The organism is Streptomyces sp. NPDC018263 (assembly GCF_055562575.1).
In genome coordinates, this window is sequence record NZ_JBVHFA010000005.1 from 387,692 (window position 1) to 410,354 (window position 22,663).

19 protein-coding genes are annotated in these 22,663 nt (G+C 72.8%); 11 read left to right on the forward strand and 8 right to left on the reverse strand.

Annotated elements, in window-relative coordinates; translation table 11 throughout:
- Positions 1 to 575 precede the first annotated feature (575 nt).
- Entirely contained in the window at positions 576 to 1,562 is a 987-nt protein-coding gene (locus tag ACZ3HQ_RS17380) for an NAD(P)-dependent oxidoreductase (RefSeq protein WP_467512029.1), read from the forward strand.
- 83 nt (positions 1,563 to 1,645) lie between these two features.
- On the forward strand, positions 1,646 to 1,921 hold the full coding sequence (locus ACZ3HQ_RS17385; RefSeq protein WP_467511753.1) for a DUF1876 domain-containing protein: 276 nt from the start codon (positions 1,646 to 1,648) through the stop codon (positions 1,919 to 1,921).
- Positions 1,922 to 2,107: 186 nt separating this feature from the next.
- Here ACZ3HQ_RS17385 and ACZ3HQ_RS17390 read toward each other — a convergent pair whose 3' ends face one another.
- The 4 genes from ACZ3HQ_RS17390 to ACZ3HQ_RS17405 all read right to left on the reverse strand — a co-directional run bounded on the left by ACZ3HQ_RS17390 (position 2,108) and on the right by ACZ3HQ_RS17405 (position 5,990).
- Complete coding sequence (locus tag ACZ3HQ_RS17390; RefSeq protein ID WP_467512031.1) at positions 2,108 to 3,274, reverse strand: serine hydrolase domain-containing protein; 1,167 nt, start codon at positions 3,272 to 3,274, stop codon at positions 2,108 to 2,110.
- A gap of 151 nt (positions 3,275 to 3,425) precedes the next feature.
- Positions 3,426 to 4,193 carry an energy-coupling factor ABC transporter ATP-binding protein gene (locus tag ACZ3HQ_RS17395; protein ID WP_467511755.1) on the reverse strand — a complete coding sequence of 256 codons (768 nt, stop codon included), beginning with the start codon at positions 4,191 to 4,193 and terminating at the stop codon, positions 3,426 to 3,428.
- Entirely contained in the window at positions 4,181 to 4,942 is a 762-nt protein-coding gene (cbiQ, locus tag ACZ3HQ_RS17400) for a cobalt ECF transporter T component CbiQ (RefSeq protein ID WP_401637441.1), read from the reverse strand. Before cbiQ ends, ACZ3HQ_RS17395 begins: the two co-directional genes overlap by 13 nt.
- Before the next feature lies 1 nt (position 4,943).
- Positions 4,944 to 5,990 carry an energy-coupling factor ABC transporter permease gene (locus tag ACZ3HQ_RS17405; RefSeq protein WP_467511758.1) on the reverse strand — a complete coding sequence of 349 codons (1,047 nt, stop codon included), beginning with the start codon at positions 5,988 to 5,990 and terminating at the stop codon, positions 4,944 to 4,946.
- A 166-nt stretch (positions 5,991 to 6,156) separates the two neighbouring features.
- On the opposite strand from ACZ3HQ_RS17405, the gene ACZ3HQ_RS17410 reads away from it, so the two are divergent.
- The gene (locus ACZ3HQ_RS17410; RefSeq protein ID WP_031184234.1) at positions 6,157 to 6,498 is read left to right on the forward strand and encodes an SsgA family sporulation/cell division regulator; all 342 of its coding nucleotides are present in this window, start codon (positions 6,157 to 6,159) and stop codon (positions 6,496 to 6,498) included.
- On the opposite strand, the gene ACZ3HQ_RS17415 is transcribed toward ACZ3HQ_RS17410, so the two are convergent.
- From ACZ3HQ_RS17415 to ACZ3HQ_RS17425, 3 genes are all read right to left on the reverse strand, one after another.
- Entirely contained in the window at positions 6,499 to 8,163 is a 1,665-nt protein-coding gene (locus ACZ3HQ_RS17415) for a penicillin-binding transpeptidase domain-containing protein (protein ID WP_467511760.1), read from the reverse strand.
- Positions 8,164 to 8,259: 96 nt separating this feature from the next.
- Positions 8,260 to 9,879 (reverse strand): penicillin-binding transpeptidase domain-containing protein, encoded by a 1,620-nt coding sequence (locus tag ACZ3HQ_RS17420; RefSeq protein ID WP_467511762.1) that lies wholly within the window; start codon positions 9,877 to 9,879, stop codon positions 8,260 to 8,262.
- A gap of 472 nt (positions 9,880 to 10,351) precedes the next feature.
- On the reverse strand, positions 10,352 to 12,103 hold the full coding sequence (locus tag ACZ3HQ_RS17425) for a dolichyl-phosphate-mannose--protein mannosyltransferase (protein ID WP_467511764.1): 1,752 nt from the start codon (positions 12,101 to 12,103) through the stop codon (positions 10,352 to 10,354).
- Positions 12,104 to 12,208: 105 nt separating this feature from the next.
- On the opposite strand from ACZ3HQ_RS17425, the gene rsmI reads away from it, so the two are divergent.
- The 6 genes from rsmI to ACZ3HQ_RS17455 all read left to right on the forward strand — a co-directional run bounded on the left by rsmI (position 12,209) and on the right by ACZ3HQ_RS17455 (position 18,137).
- The gene (gene rsmI, locus ACZ3HQ_RS17430) at positions 12,209 to 13,057 is read left to right on the forward strand and encodes a 16S rRNA (cytidine(1402)-2'-O)-methyltransferase (protein ID WP_467511766.1); all 849 of its coding nucleotides are present in this window, start codon (positions 12,209 to 12,211) and stop codon (positions 13,055 to 13,057) included.
- Between the two features lie 611 nt (positions 13,058 to 13,668).
- Complete coding sequence (locus tag ACZ3HQ_RS17435; protein WP_467511767.1) at positions 13,669 to 14,007, forward strand: hypothetical protein; 339 nt, start codon at positions 13,669 to 13,671, stop codon at positions 14,005 to 14,007.
- A 25-nt stretch (positions 14,008 to 14,032) separates the two neighbouring features.
- Positions 14,033 to 14,914 carry a TatD family hydrolase gene (locus ACZ3HQ_RS17440; protein ID WP_467511769.1) on the forward strand — a complete coding sequence of 294 codons (882 nt, stop codon included), beginning with the start codon at positions 14,033 to 14,035 and terminating at the stop codon, positions 14,912 to 14,914.
- A 120-nt stretch (positions 14,915 to 15,034) separates the two neighbouring features.
- Complete coding sequence (locus ACZ3HQ_RS17445) at positions 15,035 to 16,327, forward strand: ubiquitin-like domain-containing protein (RefSeq protein WP_467511771.1); 1,293 nt, start codon at positions 15,035 to 15,037, stop codon at positions 16,325 to 16,327.
- A gap of 41 nt (positions 16,328 to 16,368) precedes the next feature.
- Positions 16,369 to 17,247, forward strand: a complete 879-nt coding sequence (gene rsmA / locus ACZ3HQ_RS17450; RefSeq protein ID WP_467511773.1) for a 16S rRNA (adenine(1518)-N(6)/adenine(1519)-N(6))-dimethyltransferase RsmA — start codon at positions 16,369 to 16,371, stop codon at positions 17,245 to 17,247.
- Positions 17,244 to 18,137, forward strand: a complete 894-nt coding sequence (locus ACZ3HQ_RS17455) for a 4-(cytidine 5'-diphospho)-2-C-methyl-D-erythritol kinase (protein ID WP_467511775.1) — start codon at positions 17,244 to 17,246, stop codon at positions 18,135 to 18,137. The genes rsmA and ACZ3HQ_RS17455 overlap by 4 nt, the downstream gene beginning before the upstream one ends.
- Positions 18,138 to 18,142: 5 nt before the next feature.
- Here ACZ3HQ_RS17455 and ACZ3HQ_RS17460 read toward each other — a convergent pair whose 3' ends face one another.
- Positions 18,143 to 18,727: a Uma2 family endonuclease gene (locus ACZ3HQ_RS17460; protein WP_467511776.1), complete on the reverse strand. Its 585-nt coding sequence runs from the start codon at positions 18,725 to 18,727 to the stop codon at positions 18,143 to 18,145.
- Positions 18,728 to 18,885: 158 nt separating this feature from the next.
- Between ACZ3HQ_RS17460 and ACZ3HQ_RS17465 the strand changes: the two genes are divergently transcribed.
- A complete protein-coding gene (locus ACZ3HQ_RS17465; RefSeq protein WP_467511778.1) occupies positions 18,886 to 20,694 on the forward strand; it encodes an ABC-F family ATP-binding cassette domain-containing protein in 1,809 nt (602 codons plus the stop codon).
- A gap of 165 nt (positions 20,695 to 20,859) precedes the next feature.
- Entirely contained in the window at positions 20,860 to 22,596 is a 1,737-nt protein-coding gene (locus tag ACZ3HQ_RS17470; RefSeq protein WP_467511780.1) for an outer membrane protein assembly factor BamB family protein, read from the forward strand.
- Positions 22,597 to 22,663: the final 67 nt, after the last annotated feature.

The window sequence follows — 22,663 nt, forward strand, 5'->3', positions numbered from 1 at the left end:
GTACGCAGGGCGGGATGCTCGACATTCATGACTGCAACGGGCAACTGGCGCTCAAGGCGGCCGACTTGACGGAGGAGTTCCGGGAGGCGATGCGGTTCTTCCACCGGGACGGCTCGCTGCTGTTCGACAAGGCCGACGGTACCGGCGGCCGGCCCGAGGTGCAGCGGGGTGAGCTGCGTCAGCTCCTGCTGGACGCGCTGCCCGAGGGCACCGTCCGCTGGGGGCACAAGGCCAGCGGCGCCCGTACCCTGGCCGACGGCCGTCACGAGGTGACCTTCGCCGACGGCACCTCCGTCACCGCCGACCTCCTCGTGGTCGCGGACGGCGCCTGGTCGCGGATCCGTCCGCTGCTCTCCGACGCGGTCCCGGAGTACGCGTGCCTACGTCACGCTCGCCAGGCCCCTGGGCTGGTTCGCCGGTATCGACTTCACCGGCCTAGCCCCGCCGGCCGCGTACGAGCGGGTGCTCTTCCCGCGCGGCGTCGACGCGGCCGCCGACGCGCACCACAAGCCCACGTCCGCGGAACTGATCGAATTCTTCACGCGGGAGGAGCGGGCCCGCTGAGTCACGGCGGGGTGGGCGGGGTTTGCGGGCAGGATGGGGGCGAGGCACATGATCGACGCCCCCCTCACAGGGCGACACGCTGTGACAAGGAGAGCCACCGTATGACCGCCACCGACCGGCCGACCGTCGCCGTGCTGGGCACCGGCATCATGGGCGCCGCCATGGCCCGCAACCTCGCCGCCGCCGGGCTTCCCGTACGCGCCTGGAACCGCACCCGTGCCAAGGCCGAGCCGCTCGCGGAGGACGGCGTCCGTGTCACCGGTACGGCCGCCGAGGCGGTCGAGGGCGCGGACGTGGTGCTGACCATGCTGTACGACGGGGACACCGTGCTGGACGTGATGCGCGAGGCCGCGCCCGCGCTGCGGCCCGGCACGCTGTGGGTGCAGAGCACCACCGCGGGCGCCGAACTCACCGGCCGCCTCGCCGCGTTCGCCCGCGAGCACGGTCTCGAGTTCTACGACGCGCCCGTGCTCGGCACCCGTAAGCCCGCCGAGGACGGTCAGCTCACCGTGCTGGCCGCCGGGCCGGAGGCGGGGCGGGCCACCCTCGCGCCGGTCTTCGACGCGGTCGGCTCCCGTACGGTGTGGACCGGCGAGGACGGGGCCGAGGGCAGCGCGAGCCGGCTCAAGCTGGTCGCCAACAACTGGGTGCTCGCCATCACCGCGGCCACCGGGGAGGTGCTGGCCCTCGCCCAGGCGCTCGGCGTCGACCCGCGCTCGTTCTTCGACCTCATCGAGGGCGGCCCGCTGGACATGGGCTACCTCCGCGCCAAGTCCGCGCTGGTCCTGGACGGCAAGCTCACCCCGGCCTCCTTCGCCGTCGCCACCGCCGAGAAGGACGCCCGCCTCATCACCGCCGCCGCCGACCGGGGCGGCGTCCGCCTCGACCTCGCCGAAGCCACCGCCAACCGCTTCGCCCGCGCAGCCGCCCAGGGACACGGGGACGAGGACATGGCGGCGGCCTACTTCGCCAGCTTCGAGGAGAAGACGACCGACTGACCTGTACGGGCCCGACGTGAACTTCGGCGGAGGCGGGCGCACCCTGGAAGCAGGGGGCACGGTGGCTTTCGGAGGTGGTTGGGATGACGCACAACACCGTGGGCTGGCACATCGAGCTGGAGTTCGACGAGGACGACCAGCACACGCGCGCCGTGGCACTTCTACGGCTGGCGGACGGCAGTGAGGTACGGGCGCACGGCCACGCGACCCGGCACCGGGTCGACTCCAACCAGCCCCGGGTCGGCGAGGAGATCGCCGGCGCCCGCGCCCTGAACGAACTGGCCATGCGCCTGCTGACCAAGGCCCACGAGGAGATCGACGCGGACTCGGGCCGCATCTCGCACCCCATCCACGTCTGAGGGGCGCGTCCGCGCGGGGGCCGGTCAAGCGGGTCTCGTCGGCGCCCCGCCGCGAGGACCGGCCCAGGGCCACGAACTTGTACGCCCCCGTCTGGATCGGCCGTCACCCTGGCGCAGGGGCTACCTGTAGCGGGCCTCGGCGGTGCCTACCCGTAGCGGGGCGCGGTCCCCCCCCGTCCGATCCGCTCAGGCCCGCGCCAGCGAACCCCGTACCGCTCGTACCAGTGCCTGGGCCCTCGGGTCCGCCGTGACCCCGCTGCGGAAGCCGTTGGTGACGTAGCCGAAGGAGATGCCGGAGGCGGGGTCGGCGAAGGCCAGGGCGCCGCCTCGGCCGGGGTGGCCGAAGGCGGTGGGGGAGAGGAGGGGTGAGGCGGCGCCGTGCAGCATGTAGCCGAGGCCGAAGCGGGTGCTGACGACGAGGACCCGGTCCGGGCCCGTCGATGACTCGGCGCGGGCCAGACGCAGAGTCTCCGGGGTGAACACGCGGGTTCCGCCGTCCACTTCGCCGATCAGGGACGCGTACACGCGGGCCAGGCCGTCCGCCGTGGCGATGCCGTTGGAGGCGGGGAGGGCGGCCGAACGGTACGTAAAGTCGTTCTCGTCCGGGAGCGGGGTGATCGCGGCGAAGGCGCGGCGGGTCAGGGAGGCGGGGTCGGCGTAGGCGTCCGCGACGGCCCGCTTGGGGCGTACCTTCAGCGCGCCGGTCGCCTCGGGCGCCGGGAGCGGCCCCACTCGGCCCACCCGTGCCTGCTCGGAGGCGGGCAGCCCCAGCCATACGTCCGCCCCGGCCGGCGTCGCGATCTCGGACGCGATGAACTCGCCGATCGGGCGCCCGGTGACCCGGCGGACCAGCTCACCGGTGAGCCAGCTATAGGTCTGCGCGTGGTACCCGTGGTCCGTGCCCGGCTCCCACACCGGCGCCTGCGCGGCGACGGCGGCGGCGCCGAGGCCGGGGTCGGCGGCCTCCGCGGGGGTCAGCGGCCGGTCCAGCACCGGCACGCCCGCCCGGTGGGCGAGCAGATCGCGTACGAGGGCGCGCTCCTTGCCCGCCGCCTTGAACTCGGGCCAGTACGCGCCCACCGGGGCGTCCAGGTCCAGCAGGCCCCGCTGGTGCAGCAGCAGGAGCGCGGCGGCGGCGACCCCCTTGGTCGCGGAGCGCACGATCTGCGCGGTGCCGCGCTCCCAGGGGGCGGAACCGTCGATGTCACGGGTGCCCGCCCACAGGTCGACGACCCGGTGCCCGTCCCGGTACACGGCCACGGCCGCGCCCCGCTCCCCGAGCCGGGCGAAGTTCGCCGCGAACGCCTCCGCCACCGGCTCGAAGCCCTCGGCCACCGTGCCGTTCACACGCACATCCACGCCGTATTCCCTTTCCTCGCCCGCACTCACGAGTGAAACACAGCCGTACGGCCTTGGATTCCTCGGCCCCGACGGACCCCCGACCCCGACCCCGACCCAGCCCCCGCCCCCGCCCCCGACGCCCGGCCTCCGGCGCCCAGAACTCCTACGCGTCCAACGCCACCGTCCGCGGATCGAACCCGAACGGCAGCTCCAGCCGGTGCGCCCGCATCAGCGCGTCGTCGGAGAGCAGCTTGCCGGTGGGCCCGTCGGCCGCGATCACCCCGTCACTGAGGATCAGCGCACGCGGGCACAGCTCAAGGGCGTAGGGCAGGTCGTGCGTGACCATCAGCACCGTGACGTCCAACGACCGCAGGATGTCGGCCAGTTCGCGCCGCGAGGCAGGGTCCAGGTTGGAGGACGGCTCGTCCAGGACGAGGATCTCCGGCCGCATCGCCAGTACCGTCGCCACCGCGACCCGGCGCCGCTGCCCGAAGGACAGATGGTGCGGGGGCCGGTCGGCGAACTCCGCCATCCCGACCTGCTCCAGCGCGGTCCGCACCCGCTCCTCCAGCTCGGCCCCCTTCAGCCCGGCCGCCGCAGGACCGAACGCCACGTCCTCGCGCACGGTCGGCATGAAGAGCTGGTCGTCGGGGTCCTGGAAGACGATGCCGACCTTCTGCCGGATCTCGGCCATGTGCCGCTTGCCGACCGGGAGTCCGGCCACGGTGACCGTGCCGGTGCCGCCGGACAGGATGCCGTTGAGATGCAGCACGAGCGTGGTCTTGCCCGCGCCGTTCGGCCCGAGCAGCGCGACCCGTTCACCGCGCGGGACGGCGAAGTCGACCCCGAAGAGGGCCTGGTGGCCGTCGGGGTAGGCGAAGGCGAGGCCGGATACTTCCAGCGACAGCGGTGCGGTACTCACAGGAACCATCCCAGCAGACAGACGACGAGGGCGGAGCAGGGCAGGGCCAGCGCGCGCAGCCACTGGTCACGGGTGGCGGTGACCTCGTCGATGACCGGCATCGACCCGGCGTAACCCCGGCTGACCATGGCCAGATGGACCCGCTCGCCCCGCTCGTAGGAGCGGATGAACAGCGCGCCCGCCGACTTGGCGAGCACCCCCCACTGCCGTACCCCCCGCGCCTCGAAGCCGCGCGACTCGCGGGCGATCCGCATCCGGCGCATCTCGTCGGTGATGACGTCGCCGTAGCGGATCATGAAGGAGGCGATCTGCACCAGCAGCGGCGGCAGCTTCAGCCGCTGGAGCCCGAGCAGCAGTTCGCGCAGGTCGGTGGTGGCGGCGAGCAGCACCGAGGCGGCGACGCCCAGGGTGCCCTTGGCCAGCACGTTCCAGGCGCCCCAGAGGCCGTTGACGCTCAGTGAGAGGCCGAGGACGTGCACCCGCTCGCCCTCCGCGACGAACGGCATGAGCACCGCGAACGCGACGAACGGCACCTCGATCAGCAGCCGCTTCAGCAGGAACCCGGCGGGCACCCGCGCCCGGTACGCGACGCCGGCCAGCAGCAGCGCGTAGACCCCGAACGCCCACATCGCCTCGCGCGGGGTGGAGACCACCACCACGACGAAGGCGAAGACGGCCGCCAGCTTGGTGTGCGGGGGCAGCCGGTGCACGGCGGAGTGCCCGTGCCGGTAGAGCTTGTGCCCGTGGCCGGCGCCCATCTCAGACGCTCGTGTTCGCGGGAGAGGCGTCGTGGTCGCGGCGCCTGCGCACCGCCCAGAAGACCGCGCTGCCCGCGACGACGGTGACGCCGACGCCGATCACGCCCGCGAGGCCGCCGGACAGCCGGGCGTTCGCCACGTCCTTGACGCCGTAGTCGGCCAGCGGGGAGTCCGAGGAGTGGTGCGGCTCGGTCTTCTTGTCGATGCCCTGGTCGTGGGCGACCTTCTCCAGGCCGTCCGGGTTGGCGGAGGCGTAGAAGCTGACGAACCCGGCGAGGACCAGCGAGGTCACCAGGCCGGTGATCCACAGGGTGCGCCGGGAGGTGCGGGCGGCGGCCGGGGCCGGGGCGGCCTCGGGGGCGTCGACCAGCTCGCCGTTCACCCGGAGCCGGAGCTTCTGTTGCAGCCCGCGCGCGCCGTGCACGAGGTCGGGGCGGACCGCGACGACGGCGGCGACGGTGAGCGCGGTGATCACGGCCTCACCGATGCCGATGAGTACGTGGACGCCGATCATCGCGGTGGCCACCTTGGCGATGGACACGTCCGTGGTGCCGCCGATCGCGTAGATCAGCGTGAAGACGACGGCCGCGGCCGGCACGGAGAGCAGGGCGGCGACGAAGGAGGCGGCGGTGATCGAGCGCCGGGAGCGCGGCAGCACCGCGAGCAGGCCCTTGAAGACGGCGTACGCCACCACGCTCGTGACGATCGCCATGTCGGTGATGTTCACGCCGAGCGCGGTCAGCCCGCCGTCCGCGAACAGCACGCCCTGCATCAGCAGCACGACCGACACACACAGCACGGCGGTATAGGGGCCGACGAGTATCGCCGCCAGCGCTCCGCCCAGCAGGTGGCCGCTTGTTCCGGCGGCCACGGGGAAGTTGAGCATTTGTACGGCGAAGATGAACGCGGCGACCAGGCCGGCCAGCGGGGCCGTGCGCTCGTCCAGTTCGCGGCGGGCGCCGCGCAGGCTCACCGCGAGGGCGCCCGCGGCGACCACCCCGGTGACAGCGGAGGTGGGGGCGTCGATGAATCCGTCAGGTACATGCACCGTTCAATTTTAAGCGCTTGTTGCGAATGCCTTGCAAGAGCGAGGCGGTCTCGACTCCGGGCCCGACTCTCGGCCCCCAAGGGCGCAAATCAGAAAATATGCGACATTAGAGACGAAACGGCTGTGCGGCCTTCGTGGCGGTCACTGAACGTGAGAGGGCGAACCGATGTCCGTAGTCGAGCAGTACACCCGCGCCCACATCGTCACCGACGCGGAGGACGACCCCGACGCCGTCCGCGTGGTGCTCCGCTACGACCCCGACGCCGACCCCCTCTCCGTCCAGGTCGGCCTGCCCGGCCCCGCCGAGTGGACCTTCTCCCGCTCCCTGCTGGAGGACGGCCTCCGGGCCCCCGCCGAGAGCGGGGACGTACGGGTCTGGCCGTGCGGGCGCGTACAGGCGGTGCTGGAGTTCCACTCCCCGGAGGGAGTGGACGTGGTCCAGTTCGACGTGAAGTCGCTGACCCGGTTCCTGCTGCGCACCTACACGGCCGAGCCCGTACGGAACTGATCAGCCGCCGAGCTTGAGCAGGCCGGCGACGATCGGCCCGGCCGTGTCGCCGCCGTGGCCGCCCGCCTGCACCACACCGGCCGAGGCGAGGTCGCCCCGGTAGGCGGTGAACCAGCCGTTGGGCTTCTTCTGGTTGTCGACCTCGGCCGAGCCGGTCTTCGCGCCGTAGTCCGGACCCAGCCCGGACATCGCCTCGGCCGCCGTGCCGTACGCGGCGGTGAAGTTCATCAGCTCGCGGAGCTGGCCCAGTGTCTTCGCCGACATCGTGCGGGACGCCGTCGCCAGCGTGCGGTGGTCCGCGGACGGGGCGACCAGGTACGGCTGGTGGAAGGTGCCGGTCTTCACGGTCGCCGCCACCGAGGCCATGTTCAGCGGGTTCATCCGCACCCCGCCCTGCCCGATCAGCGAAGCCGCCATCTGCGCCGCCGACTGCACCGGCACCGAGCCGTCCAGCGTGGGCACGCCGACCGACCAGTTGTTCATGGAGAGGCCGAAGACCTGCTGGGCCTGCTTGGTCAGGTCGTCGTTCTTCAGCTTCTTCGCCTGGCTGATGAAGGCGGTGTTGCAGGAGCGGGCGAAGCTCGCCTTGAAGGTGCCGTCCTTGATCTCGAAGTCGTCGTCGTTGTGGAACTTCCAGCCGCCGAAGGTGAAGGTCTTCGGGCACGGGTGCTTCTTGTCCGCGCTCGCCAGGCCCTTCTCGATCAGCAGCGAGGAGGTGATCACCTTCATGGTGGAGCCGGGGGCCAGCGAGCCCTGGAAGCCGATGTTGAAGCCGTGCCCGCTGTTGGCGACCGCGAGGATCTCACCGGTCGACGCGCGCAGCGCCACCACCGACGCATGCTCCCGCTTGGCCACCTGCTGCTCGGCCGCCGCCTGGAACTTGGGGTCCAGCGTGGTCTTCACCGTGCCCGGCGTGCCCTCGCTCAGCTCCACCAGCGTCTTGTCCGACAGCCCGGCCTTCTTCGACGCCTTGCCGCGCACCACGCGCAGCTCCACGCCCGCCTTGCCGCCGGCCGTCTTGCCGTACTTCTCCCGCAGCCCGTCCAGCACCGAGCCCAGCGAGGGGTACGCGGTCACCGTCAGCTCGCCGCCGGCCCGGTCCAGCGCCTTGACCGGCGGGGTGCCGGACGCGCCGGTGACCAGGGTGTCGCCGTCCCTCAGCTCCGGGTGCACCACGGACGGCTGCCAGCCGACCAGCGCCGCGCCGTCGCTCGCCCGCCGCACCACGGTCAGCGAACTCGTGTACGCCAGCGGCTTGCTGACGCCCTGGTACGCGACGGTCGCCCTGACGGAGAACGGCACCTTCGCGCCGGTCGCCCTGCCCGGTGTGAGGGTGACGTCCTTCAGGCGGGCGTCCTTGGTGTAGCCGGTGAGCAGCGCGGTGGCGGCCTCGGCGTGGTCGGTGGCGGCGGCCGCCTCGGTGACCCGGCCCTGCTGCCAGGCGGTCAGGAAGCGGGTGGTGACCGTCTTGACCTCCAGCGCGCTGGGCGGCCCGGTCTTCACGTTCTTGTGGTCGGACAGTGTGGACGCCTCGTCGGCGGACGCCCCGCCGTCGTACAGCGCGTAGAGGCCGAACCCGGCGCCGCCGACGACGAGGGCGATCATGCCGCCGAGTACGGCGGGTTTCCTCTTCGGCCGTTCGGCGGCACGCCTTCTCTTGCCCACAGTCCCAAGCCCTCCGCGCTCTCCCCAGGGTCCCCGCAGCCCTCACACGTCCCCAACGACCTCAACAGCCTAGAGTCTGTGCGAACTCGGCCGATCTCAGCCCGCACTCCGTAGCACTCTTGCGACAATCGGACCGGCGGCGTCGATGCCATGCCCGCCGTCCTCCGTCATCGCGGCCGCCGCGATGTCGTCCCGGTAGCCGGTGAACCAACTGTTGGACCGCGACTGCCCGTCGACCTCCGCCGAACCGGTCTTCGCGCCGACGTTCCCGCTCAGCCCCGCCATCACGCCCGCCGCGGTGCCGCTGCGCGCCGTGCGGTTCATCATCTTGCGCAACTGCTGGGACGTACCCGGCGCGAGCCCGCCCGCGGTGGCGGCCCGGCGGCCGTCCAGGCTCAGCGGGACGATGACCGGCTGCCGGAAGGTGCCGGTCTTCGCGGTCGCCGTCACCGACGCCATGTTCAGCGGGCTCATCTGGACCTGGCCCTGCCCGATCAGCCCGGCCGCCCGGTCGGGCCCGTCCGGCGAGGGGACCCGGCCGTCGAAGGAGGGCACGCCCACCTTCCAGTCGTTCCGTCCGATGCCGAACCGCTGCGCGGCCTCCGTGGCCAGCGAGTCCGCCTTCACCTCGTCCGCGAACTTCACGAACGCGGTGTTGCAGGAGCGGGCGAAGCTCTCGGAGAGGGTGGCGTTCTCGTCGGGCGCCAGGCCGGTGAGGTTGGTGAAGGTCTGGCTCTGCCACACGGCCGACGGCGGGCAGGGCGCCGGGCCGTTCGCCGAGGTCAGGCCGGAGTCGATGAGGGTGGCGGCGGTGACGATCTTCATGGTGGAGCCGGGGGCCAGCTCGCCGAGGAAGGCCGCGTTGAAGCCGTCGTCGCGGTGGTTGGCGAAGGCCAGGATGTCGCCGGTGCTGGGCTGTACGGCCGCCACCGAGGAGTTGGTGTAGTCGGCCACCGCCGCCTCGGCCGCCGCCTGGGCGCTCGCGCTGAGCGTGGTGCGCAGCTTGCCCGGCTTGCCCTTGACCAGGGTCATCAGCGTGGTGTCGGCCGCCCCGCTGCCCTCGTGCCGGACCACCAGCTCGACGCCGGCCTGCCCGCCCGACTTGGCGCCGTACCGCTTGCGCAGCTCGTCCAGGACCGGGCCGAGGGAGGGGTACTTCTCCTTGGTCAGCACCTGGCCGTCGCGGTCCACGGCGTCGATCTGCGGGGTGGCGGACTCCTCGACGGTCAGCGAGTCGCCCTTGGCCAGCTTCGGGTGCACCAGCGCGGGGTCCCAGTCGACCAGCGGGCGGTGCGAGTTGACCCCGCGCACCACGGTCAGCCTGCTCGCGTACGCCAGCGGCCGGCTCTCCTGCCCGTACGACACCGTCGCCCGCACCCGGAACGGCACCGTCTGGCCGGTCGCCCTGCCGGGGGTGATGCGCACGCCGGTGATGTGCGCGTCCGAGCCGTACGCCGTGAGCAGCGACCTGGCCTCCTCGGGGAAGTTGGTGAGGCTCGCCGCCTGCTCCGGCTGGTTCTTCTCCCAGGCGGCGAAGAACTTGGCGGTGGTCCGATCGACCTCCTCGCCGCTGGGCGGCCCGGTCGGTGCGGCCTTGACACCGTCGGTAGCGGTCGAGTTCAGCGCGGAGGCGATGTTGTACATGCCGTACCCGGCCCCGCCCAGCATCGTGGCGCACACGCCACTGATGACCGCGACTCTGACTCCCCTGCCCATGCGTGATTCCTCCCCGTTGCCGCACCGGATTCCTGAACGTGTTCAAAAGTTGGTGCGCACGGAACTGTATGTGCTCCACAGGGAGTTGGGGCGGCCGTTTCCGATACTTGTCCGAACGGAGACGTTGAACGGCGTACGCGCGAGGGGCGGGCCCGGACGACGTGCGTACGCCCGGACCCGCCCCGTCCCCACGCGCCCGCCCGGCTCCGGGGTGCGTGCCCCGAGCCGGACCCCACGCCTGCGGGGACCGTGCCGAAGGCTCTCCCCCCGGGGCCTCCGCCAGAGAGGAAACCCCACCCGCCCCCACCTGCTCAACCGCCCCGCGGCCGACCCCGGATGGGGGTTCGCCCCCTTTTGCCGGTGGCGCCCCCGGTGGCGTTCGACTGGCGCGTTCCCCTGGCGCATTCCTCACCCCCAGGCAGGACGCCTACGGGGGTGGCGAAACCTGGCGTGTTCCGTCCTCTGGCCGGGCCTACACCCAGGTGTCCAGCCACATCCGCCCCCGCCAGGAGTCGATGGGGATGGCCTGGCCCGTGTAGAGGGGCCAGAAGTAGATGAAGTTCCAGGCGATCAGGAGGACCAGGACGCCCGCCGCGGTGGCGCCGACCACTCGGCGGGTGTCGGTGGAACCAGGGGGGCCGATGATCGCGCCGACCAGCATGGCGACCGCGAGGCAGAGGAAGGGGACGAAGACGACCGCGTAGAAGAGGAAGATCGTGCGCTCCTGGTACATGAACCAGGGGAGGTATCCGGCCACGACGCCGCAGGCGATGGCGCCGGCCCGCCAGTCGCGGCGGAAGGCCCAGCGCCACAGGACGTAGAGGATCGCCGCGCAGCCGGCCCACCACAGCATGGGGGTGCCGAGGGCGAGGACCTCGCGGGCGCACTTGTCGGTGGTGCCGATCGGGCAGCCGGCGGAGCCCGGGCCGGGGGACTCGTAGAAGAACGAGACCGGGCGGCCCAGCACGATCCAGCTCCACGGGTTGGACTGGTAGGTGTGCGGGGACGACAGATGGACGTGGAAGTTGTAGACCTCGTGCTCGTAGTGCCACAGGCTGCGCAGCCAGTCGGGCAGGAAGGTCCAGGAGCCGCCCTGGCCGTCGGTCGCGGCCCAGTTGCGGAAGTAGCCGCCGGTGCCGTCGGTGGGGGAGAGGACCCAGCCGATCCAGGAGGCGACGTACACCGCGATCGCCACCGGCACGGTCGCCAGGAACGCGAACCCGGTGTCGTACTTCAGCACCGCCTCGTACGGGTGCCGGGCGCCGGCGACCTTGCGGGCGCCCACGTCCCACAGGACCGCCATCAGGCAGAACGCGGCCAGGATGTACAGGCCGTTCCACTTGGTGCCGAAGGCCAGGCCCAGCATCACGCCCGCGCCCCAGCGCCAGGGGCGCCAGCCGAAGCGGAAGGTGTCGGCAAGGCGGGCGTCCGGGCGGGCGAGCCCGTCCGGGCCCACCGGGAGAGCGGCGGCGAGTTTCTCCCGCGCCCGGTCCCGGTCCACCACCAGGCAGCCGAAGGCGGCGACCACGAAGAACATCAGCACGCCGTCCAGCAGCGCGGTCCGGCTCATCACGAAGTGCAGGCCGTCCACCGCCATCAGCCCGCCCGCCAGGCAGCCGAGGAAGGTCGAGCGGAACATCCGGCGGCCGATCCGGCACAGCAGCAGCACGCTCAGCGTGCCGAGCAGCGCGGTCATGAACCGCCAGCCGAACGGGTCGAAGCCGAAGATCAGCTCACCCAGGCCGATCACGTACTTGCCGACCGGCGGATGCACCACGTACGCCGCGTCCGTGGGCACGGCGAGGTGGCCGTGGGTCGCGAGGACCGCGTCGTTGGCGTTCTTGTCCCAGTTGACCTCGAAGCCGCGGTGGACGAGCGCCCAGGCGTCCTTGGCGTAGTACGTCTCGTCGAATATCACCGCGCGCGGGCTGCCCAGGTGCCAGAACCGCAGCAGGCCCGCGAGCAGCGTCACCAGCAGCGGCCCGCCCCAGCCCGACCAGCGGGTGATCCGGTCCGCCAAGTGCGGCGGGCAGCCCAGCACCTGCCACACCCTCGGCGAGGGCTGCGCGTAGGGCGGCACGAGCCGGTCCCGTACGTCGGCCGCGGGGGCGTTCGCGGGAGGTACGTAGCCGAATCGGCGCAGCCGCCGCTGCCAGGAGGGCCGCTCGTCGTCGGGCGGCGCCTGGCCCTGCCGGAGGTCCGTGGAGGACGCGGTACTGGTCACCGCGCCATGGTAGGGAAACGTGCCGTGTGAGTCCCGTGCAAGCGCGGTACCGATTGGGACGCGATCGTTTTCCGTGCCGGCCGGCGCCCCTGGGAGGATGGCCCCGTGACTGGAACCCTTGTCCTCGCAGGTACCCCCATCGGCGACGTCGCGGACGCCCCGCCCCGGCTGTCCACGGAGCTGGCGGACGCCGACGTCATCGCCGCCGAGGACACCCGGCGGCTGCGCCGCCTCACCCAGGCCCTCGGGGTGACGCCGGGCGGCCGGGTGGTGTCGTACTTCGAGGGCAACGAGTCCGCGCGCACCCCCGAACTGGTGGAGGCGCTGCGCGGGGGCGCCCGTGTGCTCCTTGTCACGGACGCGGGGATGCCGTCGGTCTCCGACCCCGGCTACCGGCTGGTCGCGGCCGCCGTCGAGCACGACATCAAGGTCACCGCCGTGCCGGGGCCGTCCGCCGTGCTCACCGCGCTCGCGCTGTCCGGGCTGCCGGTGGATCGCTTCTGCTTCGAGGGGTTCCTGCCCCGCAAGGCCGGCGAACGCCTGTCCCGGCTCCGCGAGGTCGCCGGCGAACGGCGCACCCTCGTCTACTTCGAGGCCCCGCACCGCCTCGACGACACCCTCGCCGCCATGGCCGAGGTCTTCGGCGCCGACCGCCGCGCCGCCGTCTGCCGCGAGCTGACCAAGACCTACGAGGAGGTCAAGCGCGGCCCCCTCGCCGACCTGGCCGCCTGGGCGGCGGAGGGCGTACGTGGCGAGATCACCGTCGTCGTGGAGGGCGCCCCGGAGTCCGGCCCCGAGGAACTCGACGCCGACGAACTGGTCCGCCGCGTCCGCATCCGCGAGGACGCGGGCGAGCGCCGCAAGGAAGCCATCGCGGCCGTGGCGGCCGAGGCCGGCCTGGCCAAGCGGGTCGTCTTCGACGCGGTCGTGGCGGCGAAGCGCTCGGCGGGCTGAGCGGAGGTTCGTCGCGGGGCGAGTTCCGGCGTCGCCCGCAGGCCGGCAGGCCCACGATGCGGGCTTCGCCCGAGCGCGGCCCGTCGCACCGACCCCAGCACCTCGGCCCCGGTCCGCGCCGCGTCGGAAGTGCGGGCGGGCCGGGCCCCGCGTTGACGCCTGGGCGGCGGAGGGGCGGCGCTGGGCGACGAGCGACCCCTCGGGGCTGCCTCTGTGAGGCGCGGGTGGTGCGGGGCAGGGGTGGTGCCGGGGTGGTGCGGCGGGCCCCGGTCCCGTGGCGGGGTACCGGGGTGGTGGCCGGCACCTCGAGGGGTCTGAGCGCCCCGCAGGGGAGGGGGGCGACATGGCGGACAGCCCCCGTAGGGCGGGGCTTCCGCGCCCTCTGCGCAGCGCGTATGCCGGGGTGCGCCCCATGGGTGGGCAAATGGCGGGTGCGGGCGGGCAAAGGGAACGGGCCCCGGCGGAGCGGTTCGGCAAGGGACGGCCAAGGGGCGTCCAACAGTCGACAGGTCGCGTGCGTTCGGGGCGGCGCGGGCGTCCACTGGGTGAGGGGGCGACAAGCCGTCCCCCGCCTCCGTGACGGGGGCGTCAGTGGACCGCAGGAGCTGGGCATGAGTGAGGTCGCCGGGCAGATCGCCGCCGTTCACGAGTCGTACGCGTTCGCCTGCATGAGGTGCGGGCACGGCTGGGAGCAGTCGTACGCGATAGAGCACCACACCGACACCGAGGGCCATGAGTGCGTCCGGTACGTCGTGGAGGGCACCGTGGTGCCGTCCCCGCTGAGCCGGCCGGTGTGCGAGAACTGCGACGGGCACGTCGTACGGATCATGCGCGCCGGACAGGTGTCCTCCCTGCGCCGCCCGGTTCCGGTGCCGGATGCGCCCGCCCCGGAAACCCACCACTGGCACCTCTCCGACCTGCTGCATCCCTTCCAGCGCCGGGCGAGCTAGCACGCCCCTTCCGTAGGATCGGGGCATGCCTTCGAACGCCGGTGACAAGAACGCGCCGCCCCCGCTCCCCGCACCCCTCGGCGTCGAGGTGGCCGACTCCCACACCCACCTCGACATGCAGTCCGGCACCGTCGAGGAGGGGCTGGCGAAGGCCGCGTCAGTCGGCGTGACCACGGTCGTGCAGGTCGGCTGCGACCTGGCGGGCTCCCGCTGGGCCGCCGAGACGGCCGCCGCGCACGACCGCGTCCACGCGACGGTCGCCCTGCACCCGAACGAGGCTCCGCGCATCGTGCACGGTGACCCCGACGGATGGTCGAGGCAGGGCGCCCGGCAGCCGGGCGGGGACGCCGCGCTGGACGAGGCGCTCGCCGAGATCGACCGGCTCGCCGCGCTCCCGCAGGTCAAGGGGGTCGGCGAGACCGGCCTCGACTTCTTCCGCACAGGCCCCGAGGGCAAACAGGCGCAGGAGCGGTCCTTCCGCGCCCACATCGAGATCGCCAAGCGGCACGGCAAGACCCTGGTCATCCACGACCGCGACGCCCACGCCGACGTGCTGCGCGTGCTGAAGGAGGAGGGCGCCCCCGACCGCACCGTCTTCCACTGCTACTCCGGTGACGCCGACATGGCGGAGATCTGCGCCCGCGAGGGCTACTACATGTCCTTCGCGGGCAACGTCACCTTCAAGAACGCCCAGAACCTCCGGGACGCCCTGGCCGTGGCCCCGCTGGAGCTGGTCCTGGTCGAGACCGACGCCCCCTTCCTCACCCCGGCGCCCTACCGGGGCCGCCCCAACGCCCCGTACCTGATCCCGGTCACCGTGCGCGCCATGGCCGCCGTACGCGGCACCGACGAGGACACCCTCGCCGCCGCCCTCGGCGCCAACACGGCCCGCGCCTTCGGGTACTGAGCCTTACTGACGCGCCAGTTCGAGCCGTGACCCTGTGTGGCCGCGCCGCTTTGGAGAGTGACGCCCGCTCCGCTAGGTTCTGGGGGCCCGATCGGCCAAGGCCCCCTGGAGCGTGTCGGCGTGACCCAGCAGTACGAGCGGTACGGCCCCCACGGCACCCTCGGCGACGAAGCCGTGCCGTCGGTGCACAGCGCGCTGACCCTGCCGTACGGCGTACCCCCCGGCACCTACCGGCCCGCCTACGAGGCCGTACCCGCGCCCCGCAGGGCCCCGCAGGGCGTACGACCGGCGGGACGCAGGCGGCGGGCCGCCGAACGGCCCGAGTCCCCGGTGCGCAGGCTGCTGCCCCAGGCACTGGTCGTCGCGTTCCTCGCCGGGGGCACCGCCGCCTTCGTCGCCGAGGACAAGGCGGTCGAGCTGACCGTCGACGGCCACCCCCGCACCCTGCACACCTTCGCCGACGACGTCACCGGTCTCCTCGCCGAGGAGGGCGTCCGGGTCGGCCCGCACGACGTGGTCGCCCCCGCCCCCGGCACCCCGCTCACCGACGGCGACGAGATCGCCGTACGCCACGGCCGCCCGGTCCGGCTGACCATCGACGGCGAGCGCCGCGTGGTGTGGACCACCGCCGACACGGTGGAGGGCGCGCTCAGACAGCTCGGGGTGCGGGCGGAGGGCGCCTACCTCTCCGTGTCCCGCTCGCTGCCCATCGGCCGGGCCGGGCTCGCGCTGGACGTCCGTACCGAGCGCAGCGTCACCGTCATGGCCGACGGACGCACCCGCACCCTGCGCACCAACGCGGCCAGCGTCGCCGAGGCGCTGCGTGAAGCCGGCATCACGCTGCACGGCGAGGACACCACCTCCGTGCCCGGCACCTCCTTCCCGCGCGACGGGCAGACCGTCACCGTGCTGCGGATCACCGGCACCCGCGAGACGCGCGACGAGGAGATCCCGTACGCCGTGCGCCGCACCGAGGACCCCACCCTGCCGAAGGGCACCGAGGTCGTCGACCAGGCCGGGCTGCCGGGGCTGCGCCGCACCACCTACCTGCTGCGTACCGTCAACGGCGTCCGGCAGCGCCCCCGCCGCGAGCACTCCGAGGTGGTCCGCGAGCCGCGCCGCCGGCTCGTCCGCGTCGGCACCAAGGCCCGCCCGGCCACCCCCGCCGGCGCGGACGGCCTGAACTGGCACGCGCTCGCCGTCTGCGAGTCCGGCGGCCGGGCCGACGCCGTCGACCCCTCCGGCACCTACGGCGGGCTCTACCAGTTCGACACCGCCACCTGGCACGGCCTCGGCGGCAGCGGACGCCCCCAGGACGCGCCGCCCGAGGAGCAGACCCGGCGCGCCAAGACCCTGTACCTGCGGCACGGCACCTCGCCCTGGCCGCACTGCGGGGCACGCCTGCGCGGCTGAGCCGGGGCAGCGGCGCCCCTGCCGCCCCGTACCCTTGTCCCGTGAGCAGCCCCACCCCCGACGCCCTCCTCGGTCCCGCCGACATCCGCGAACTGGCGGCCGTGCTCGGCGTACGGCCGACCAAGCAGCGCGGCCAGAACTTCGTGATCGACGCCAACACGGTCCGCCGCATCGTGCGCACCGCCGGGGTGCGCCCCGACGACGTGGTGGTGGAGGTCGGGCCCGGACTCGGCTCCCTCACCCTGGCCCTGCTGGAGGCGGCCGACCGGGTCACCGCCGTCGAGATCGACGACGTGCTGGCCGCGGCGCTGCCCGCGACCGTCGCCGCCCGGATGCCCGAGCGGGCCGACCGGTTCGCGCTGGTGCACTCCGACGCGATGCTCGTCGAGGAGCTGCCCGGCCCGCCGCCGACCGCGCTCGTCGCCAACCTGCCCTACAACGTCGCCGTCCCCGTGCTGCTGCACATGCTCGCCACCTTCCCGAGCATCGAGCGCACCCTGGTGATGGTCCAGTCCGAGGTCGCCGACCGGCTCGCCGCCGCGCCCGGCTCCAAGGTGTACGGCGTGCCCTCGGTCAAGGCCAACTGGTACGCCGAGGTCAAGCGGGCGGGGGCGATCGGGCGGAACGTGTTCTGGCCCGCGCCGAACGTCGACAGCGGCCTGGTCTCGCTGGTCCGGCGTGCCGAGCCGGTCAAGACGTCGGCCACCCGCGCCGAGGTCTTCGCCGTGGTCGACGCCGCCTTCGCCCAGCGCCGCAAGACCCTGCGCGCCGCGCTCGCCGGCTGGGCCGGGTCGGCCGCCGCCGCCGAGGCCGCGCTGGTCGCCGCCGGAGTCTCCCCGCAGGCGCGCGGCGAGGCGCTGACGGTCGAGGAGTTCGCGCGGATCGCCGAGCACAAGGGCCATGGGGGAGCAGCCGCGTGAGCGTCACGGTACGGGTCCCCGCCAAGGTCAACGTCCAGCTCGGCGTAGCCGCCGCCCGCCCCGACGGCTTCCACGACCTGGCCAACGTCTTCCTGGCGGTCGGCCTCTACGACGAGGTCACCGTGACCCCGGCCGACGCACTCCGGGTCACCTGCTCCGGGCCGGACGCCGCGTCGGTCCCCCTGGACCGCACCAACCTGGCCGCCCGCGCCGCGCTCGCGCTCGCGGAACGCCGGGGCATCGAGCCCGCCGTCCACCTCCACATCGCCAAGGACATCCCGGTCGCGGGCGGCATGGCCGGCGGCAGCGCGGACGGCGCGGGCGCGCTGCTGGCCTGCGACGCGCTGTGGGGTACGGGCGCCACGCGTGCCGAGCTGCTCGACATCTGCGCCGAGCTGGGCAGCGACGTCCCCTTCAGCCTGGTCGGCGGCGCGGCGCTCGGTACCGGGCGCGGCGAGAAGCTGGCTCCGCTGGAGGTCGGGGGCACCTTCCACTGGGTGTTCGCGATGGCGGAGCGGGGCCTGTCGACCCCGGCGGTGTTCCGCGAGTTCGACCGCCTGACGGAGGGCCACGACATCCCGGCCCCGGAGGCCGACCCGACCCTCCTGACCGCCCTGTCCAAGGGCGACCCGGAAGCCCTGGCCGCCTCCCTCACCAACGACCTCCAGCCCGCCGCCCTCTCCCTCTACCCGGAGCTGGCAGCCACCCTCGCCACCGGCCACCAGGCAGGCGCCCTCGCCACCCTGGTCTCCGGCTCGGGCCCCACCACGGCCTTCCTGGTCCCGGACGCGGACACGGCGACCCAGGTCGCCCAGGCCCTTGAGGACTCCGGCACCTGCCGCACCACCCGCACGGCAGCGGGGCCGGTACCGGGGGCGACGGTTCTCTGAGTCGGTCAGATGGCGGTCAGGTCGATGCTGATCGGGTAGGGCTTCTCGACATCGAGCTTGTCCTTGTGCAGCCCCATATGCACATACCGGCTGGTCAGCGGGTCGATCTCATAGACATGGACGAACAGGCTGCCGGTGGGTCCGTCCTGCTCGACGCGCCAGAAGTTCCGGATTCCCGCGGCGGCGTACTTGTGAGGTTTCGTCGTGCGGTCGCGGGACCCGGACTCGGGCGAGACGACCTCCACGACAAGCAGTGCGTCCTCGGCCCGGAACCGGGTCTGATCCAGCCCGGTGACCGCTTCGGCCCGAACCACACAGATATCGGGTTCGGGCCCGTTACGGTCGTCCAGGACGACCGTCATCTCCCGTTCGACGCTGAACTCCCCGGGGAGAGCGGCGCGCAGTCCGTCGAACAGCATGTTGATCGCAAGATAGTGGAAACGCCGCTGCGGACTCACGAAAACCAGGCTCCCGTCGATCAACTCGGTGTGCGGCGGGAGATTGGGCAGCGTGAACAGATCATCCACGGTGTACCCGTCCTGCGGCGGCACCGGCCACTCGACCTGGTGCTCGACGGACTCGGCGGTCATGGTTCCTCCCATGGACGGAGATCCTGCTGCCCGCCTTCCACGGTAGCGGCCGAGCGTCGATCACGTCATCACAAAGAGTGACCGCACCCGCGCGCCCCGGCACCCGCGCCGCAGGGCCTACGCTTGAAGGCTGATCGATCCCCCTGCACAGGAGTGAAATGGCCGTCAATCTGGTCAATGTCGAGAACGTCAGCAAGGTCTACGGCACGCGGGCCCTGCTGGACGGCGTCTCGCTCGGTGTGTCGGAAGGGGACCGGATCGGGGTCGTCGGGCGCAACGGCGACGGGAAGACCACGCTGATCCGGATGCTCGCCAAGGTGGAGGAGGCCGACAGCGGGCGGGTCACGCACTCCGGGGGGCTGCGGAGCGGGGTGCTGACGCAGCACGACTCGCTCGACCCCGAGGCCACCGTCCGGCACGAGGTCATCGGCGACCTGGCCGACCACGAGTGGGCGGGCAACGCCAAGGTCAGGGACGTGCTGACCGGCCTGTTCGGCGGGCTCGACCTGCCGGGCTTCCCCAAGGGTCTGGACACCGTCATCGGCCCGCTCTCCGGCGGTGAGCGGCGCCGGATCGCGCTGGCCAAGCTGCTCATCGAGGAGCAGGACCTCCTCGTCCTGGACGAGCCCACCAACCACCTCGACGTCGAGGGCATCGCCTGGCTCGCCCGGCACCTGCGCGAGCGCCGCTCGGCCCTCGTCTGCGTCACCCACGACCGCTGGTTCCTGGACCAGGTCTGCACCCGCATGTGGGACGTCCAGCGCGGCACCGTCTACGAGTACGAGGGCGGCTACTCCGACTACGTCTTCGCCCGCGCCGAGCGCGAGCGCATCGCCGCCACCGAGGAGACCAAGCGGCAGAACCTCGTCCGCAAGGAACTGGCCTGGCTGCGCCGGGGCGCCCCCGCCCGCACCTCCAAGCCCCGCTTCCGCGTCGAGGCGGCCAACGAGCTGATCAAGGACGTGCCGCCGCCCCGCGACAGCAGCGAGCTGATGAAGTTCGCCTCCTCCCGGCTCGGCAAGACGGTCTTCGACCTGGAGGACGTCAGCGTCACCGCGGGCCCCAAGGAACTGCTGAAGCACGTCACCTGGCAGCTCGGCCCCGGCGACCGCATCGGCCTGGTCGGCGTCAACGGCGCCGGCAAGACCTCCCTGCTGCGGGCCATGGCCCAGGCCGCCCGCACCGGCGGCGAGGAGCAGCCCGCGGGCGGCAAGGTCAGCGTCGGCAAGACGGTCAAGCTCGCCTACCTCTCCCAGGAGGTCGCCGAACTCGACCCGAACTGGCGGGTGCTGGAGGCCGTGCAGCGCGTGCGCGAGCGCGTCGACCTCGGCAAGGGCCGCGAGATGACGGCGGGCCAGCTCTGCGAGACCTTCGGCTTCACCAAGGAGAAGCAGTGGACGCCGGTCGGCGACCTCTCCGGCGGTGAGCGCCGAAGGCTCCAACTGCTGCGCCTGCTCATGGACGAGCCCAACGTCCTCTTCCTCGACGAGCCCACCAACGACCTGGACATCGAGACCCTGACCCAGTTGGAGGACGTCCTCGACGGCTGGCCCGGCTCGATGGTCGTCATCTCCCACGACCGGTTCTTCGTCGAGCGCACCACCGACAAGGTGTACGCCCTCCTCGGCGACGGCGCTCTGCGCATGCTGCCGCGCGGCATCGACGAGTACCTGGAGCGCCGCCTGCGCATGGAGGAGGCCGTCGCCCAGCGCTCGGCCGTCGCCGCGCCCGCCCCGGCCGGCGCGGAGAGGAGCGCCGCCGACCAGCGGGCCGCGAAGAAGGAACTCCAGAAGATCGAGCGGCAGTTGGACAAGATCTCCGACAAGGAGGCCAAGCTGCACACCCGCATCGCGGACAACGCCACCGACTTCGCCAAGGTCGCCGAACTCGACGCCGAGCTGCGTGAACTCGCCGGCGAGCGCGAGGAACTCGAGCTGCGCTGGCTGGAGCTGGCGGAGGACGCGTAGCGCGTACGGCGGAATCAGGCCATACCGGTGAGTCCGTAACGGCGGCATCACGGGGTGGTTCGACCTTGGGCACAGGGGCTCTCACGGGCCCCTGTGCTGTCGGTGGTCGGTGATAGAAAGACCCTTCGTAGGCTAAAAGTCAGTGAACGAGGGGGAGCAGCGCTGATGAGCCAGCCGCCGCCCGGGCAGCCGCCGCACGGCGGTTTCGGCCCACCGCAGAACCAGCCGCCGCAGGGCCCGCCGCAGGGGGGCTTCGGCGCCCCTCCGCAGCCGCCGTCCCAACAGCCGCCGCCCCAGGGCGGGTTCGGCGCCCCGCCGCCGCCCCAGCAGCCCGGCTACGGCTACCCCCAGCAGCCTCCCGGCCCGTACGCCCAGCCCGGCCCCTACGGGCAGGCTCCCGGCCCCTACGGCCCCCCGCCCGGCGCCCCCTACGGGGCGTACCCGCACCCCGGCGGCCCCGGCAAGCCGCCCGGTGGCAAGAAGCGCACCGCACTGATCGCGGGGGCGGTGGCCGTCGCGCTGCTGCTCGCCGGCGGCACCGTGTACGCGGTCGCCAGTGGCGGTGGGGACGACGACAAGCCCGTCGCCCACCCGACCGGCGACACCCAGCACTCCGCCACCGCGTCCCCCTCCGCCGACACCGGCGACGGCAAGGGCGACGGCCGTACGGACGCCGAGGACCTCAACGCGGGCCGCAAGCCCGGCGAGTCGAAGGTCCTCTGGTACAAGTCCGCCCCCGACGCCCCCGGCAACGGCGCGGAGGCGCCCGGCCTCTGGGTCACGGAGAGGACGGCGGTGAAGGCCGCGTACAAGGAGGTCCTCGGCTTCCGCGTCGCGGACGGCAAGCCCGCCTGGGCCCCGATCGCCCTGCCGCACGAGGTCTGCGCGGTCACCAAGCGCGCCGACGCCGACGGCAGCATCGTCGTCGCGTACATGAACGGCTCCACCGACCGCGCCAAGTGCAACCAGCTCCAGCAGATCGACCTGGACACCGGCAAGAAGGGCTGGCACGCCGAAGTCGCCGACGGCACCGCCCTGTTCGACAGCACCCGCAGCATCGAGCTGACCCTCGCCGGCAAAACCCTGGTGGTCGGCCGGGACATGTCGGGCACCGCGTACGACGCGGGCACCGGCAAGAAGCTGTACGACCTCAAGAAGTACGGCACGGACTGCTACCCGGCCGGGTACGCCGGTGACACCGGGCGCCTGGTCGAGGTGGCCTCCTGCGGGGCGGGCGGCGCCAAGGAGCGCGACGAGATCCGCGAACTCGACCCGGCCACCGGCAAGGCGAAGTGGACCCGGGCCGTCACCAAGGGCTGGAAGGCCGACCGTGTCTTCTCCGTGAACCCGCTGGTGGTCTACCTGACCAACCGCGACAAGAAGACGTGGAACATCTCCACCCTGGACAGCGGCGGCCGCTTCACCTCCGAGGTCAAGGTCGACAAGAAGTTCGCCCCCGGCTGCGGCTTCCTCTCGCTGAACCGCGGTTTGCAGAACTGCAAGGCCGTCGCCGTGGACGCCAAGACCCTCTACCTGCCCACCGAGTCCACCACCGGCGCGAACGAGATCATCGCCATCGGTCTGGCCGACGGCAAGGAGAAGTGGCGGGTGAAGTCCCCGATCGGCCGCCCGATGGTCCCGGTCCAGCTCCAGGGCGGCAACCTCATCGCCTACGCCGACGCGTCCTACTCCCAGGGCGGCCGGGTGCTCTCCGTCCCGACCGGCTCCGGCGCGCACCGGCCCGTCACGCTGCTCCGGAACCCGGACGGCGCCGCGCAGATCGAGAACGGCTTCTATGACGCCACCACGGTCTGGTCCGGCGGCCGCTTCTTCATCGCCACCGACCGGCTGAGCGGCCAGGACGAGTCCGAGGAGAAGCTGATGCTGGCCTACGGCAAGTAGCCCGTCCCCTCCTCTCGGCCGCCCCTGCCGCCCCCCGCCGTCCCCACCAGCCGCTTCGAGGTACCCC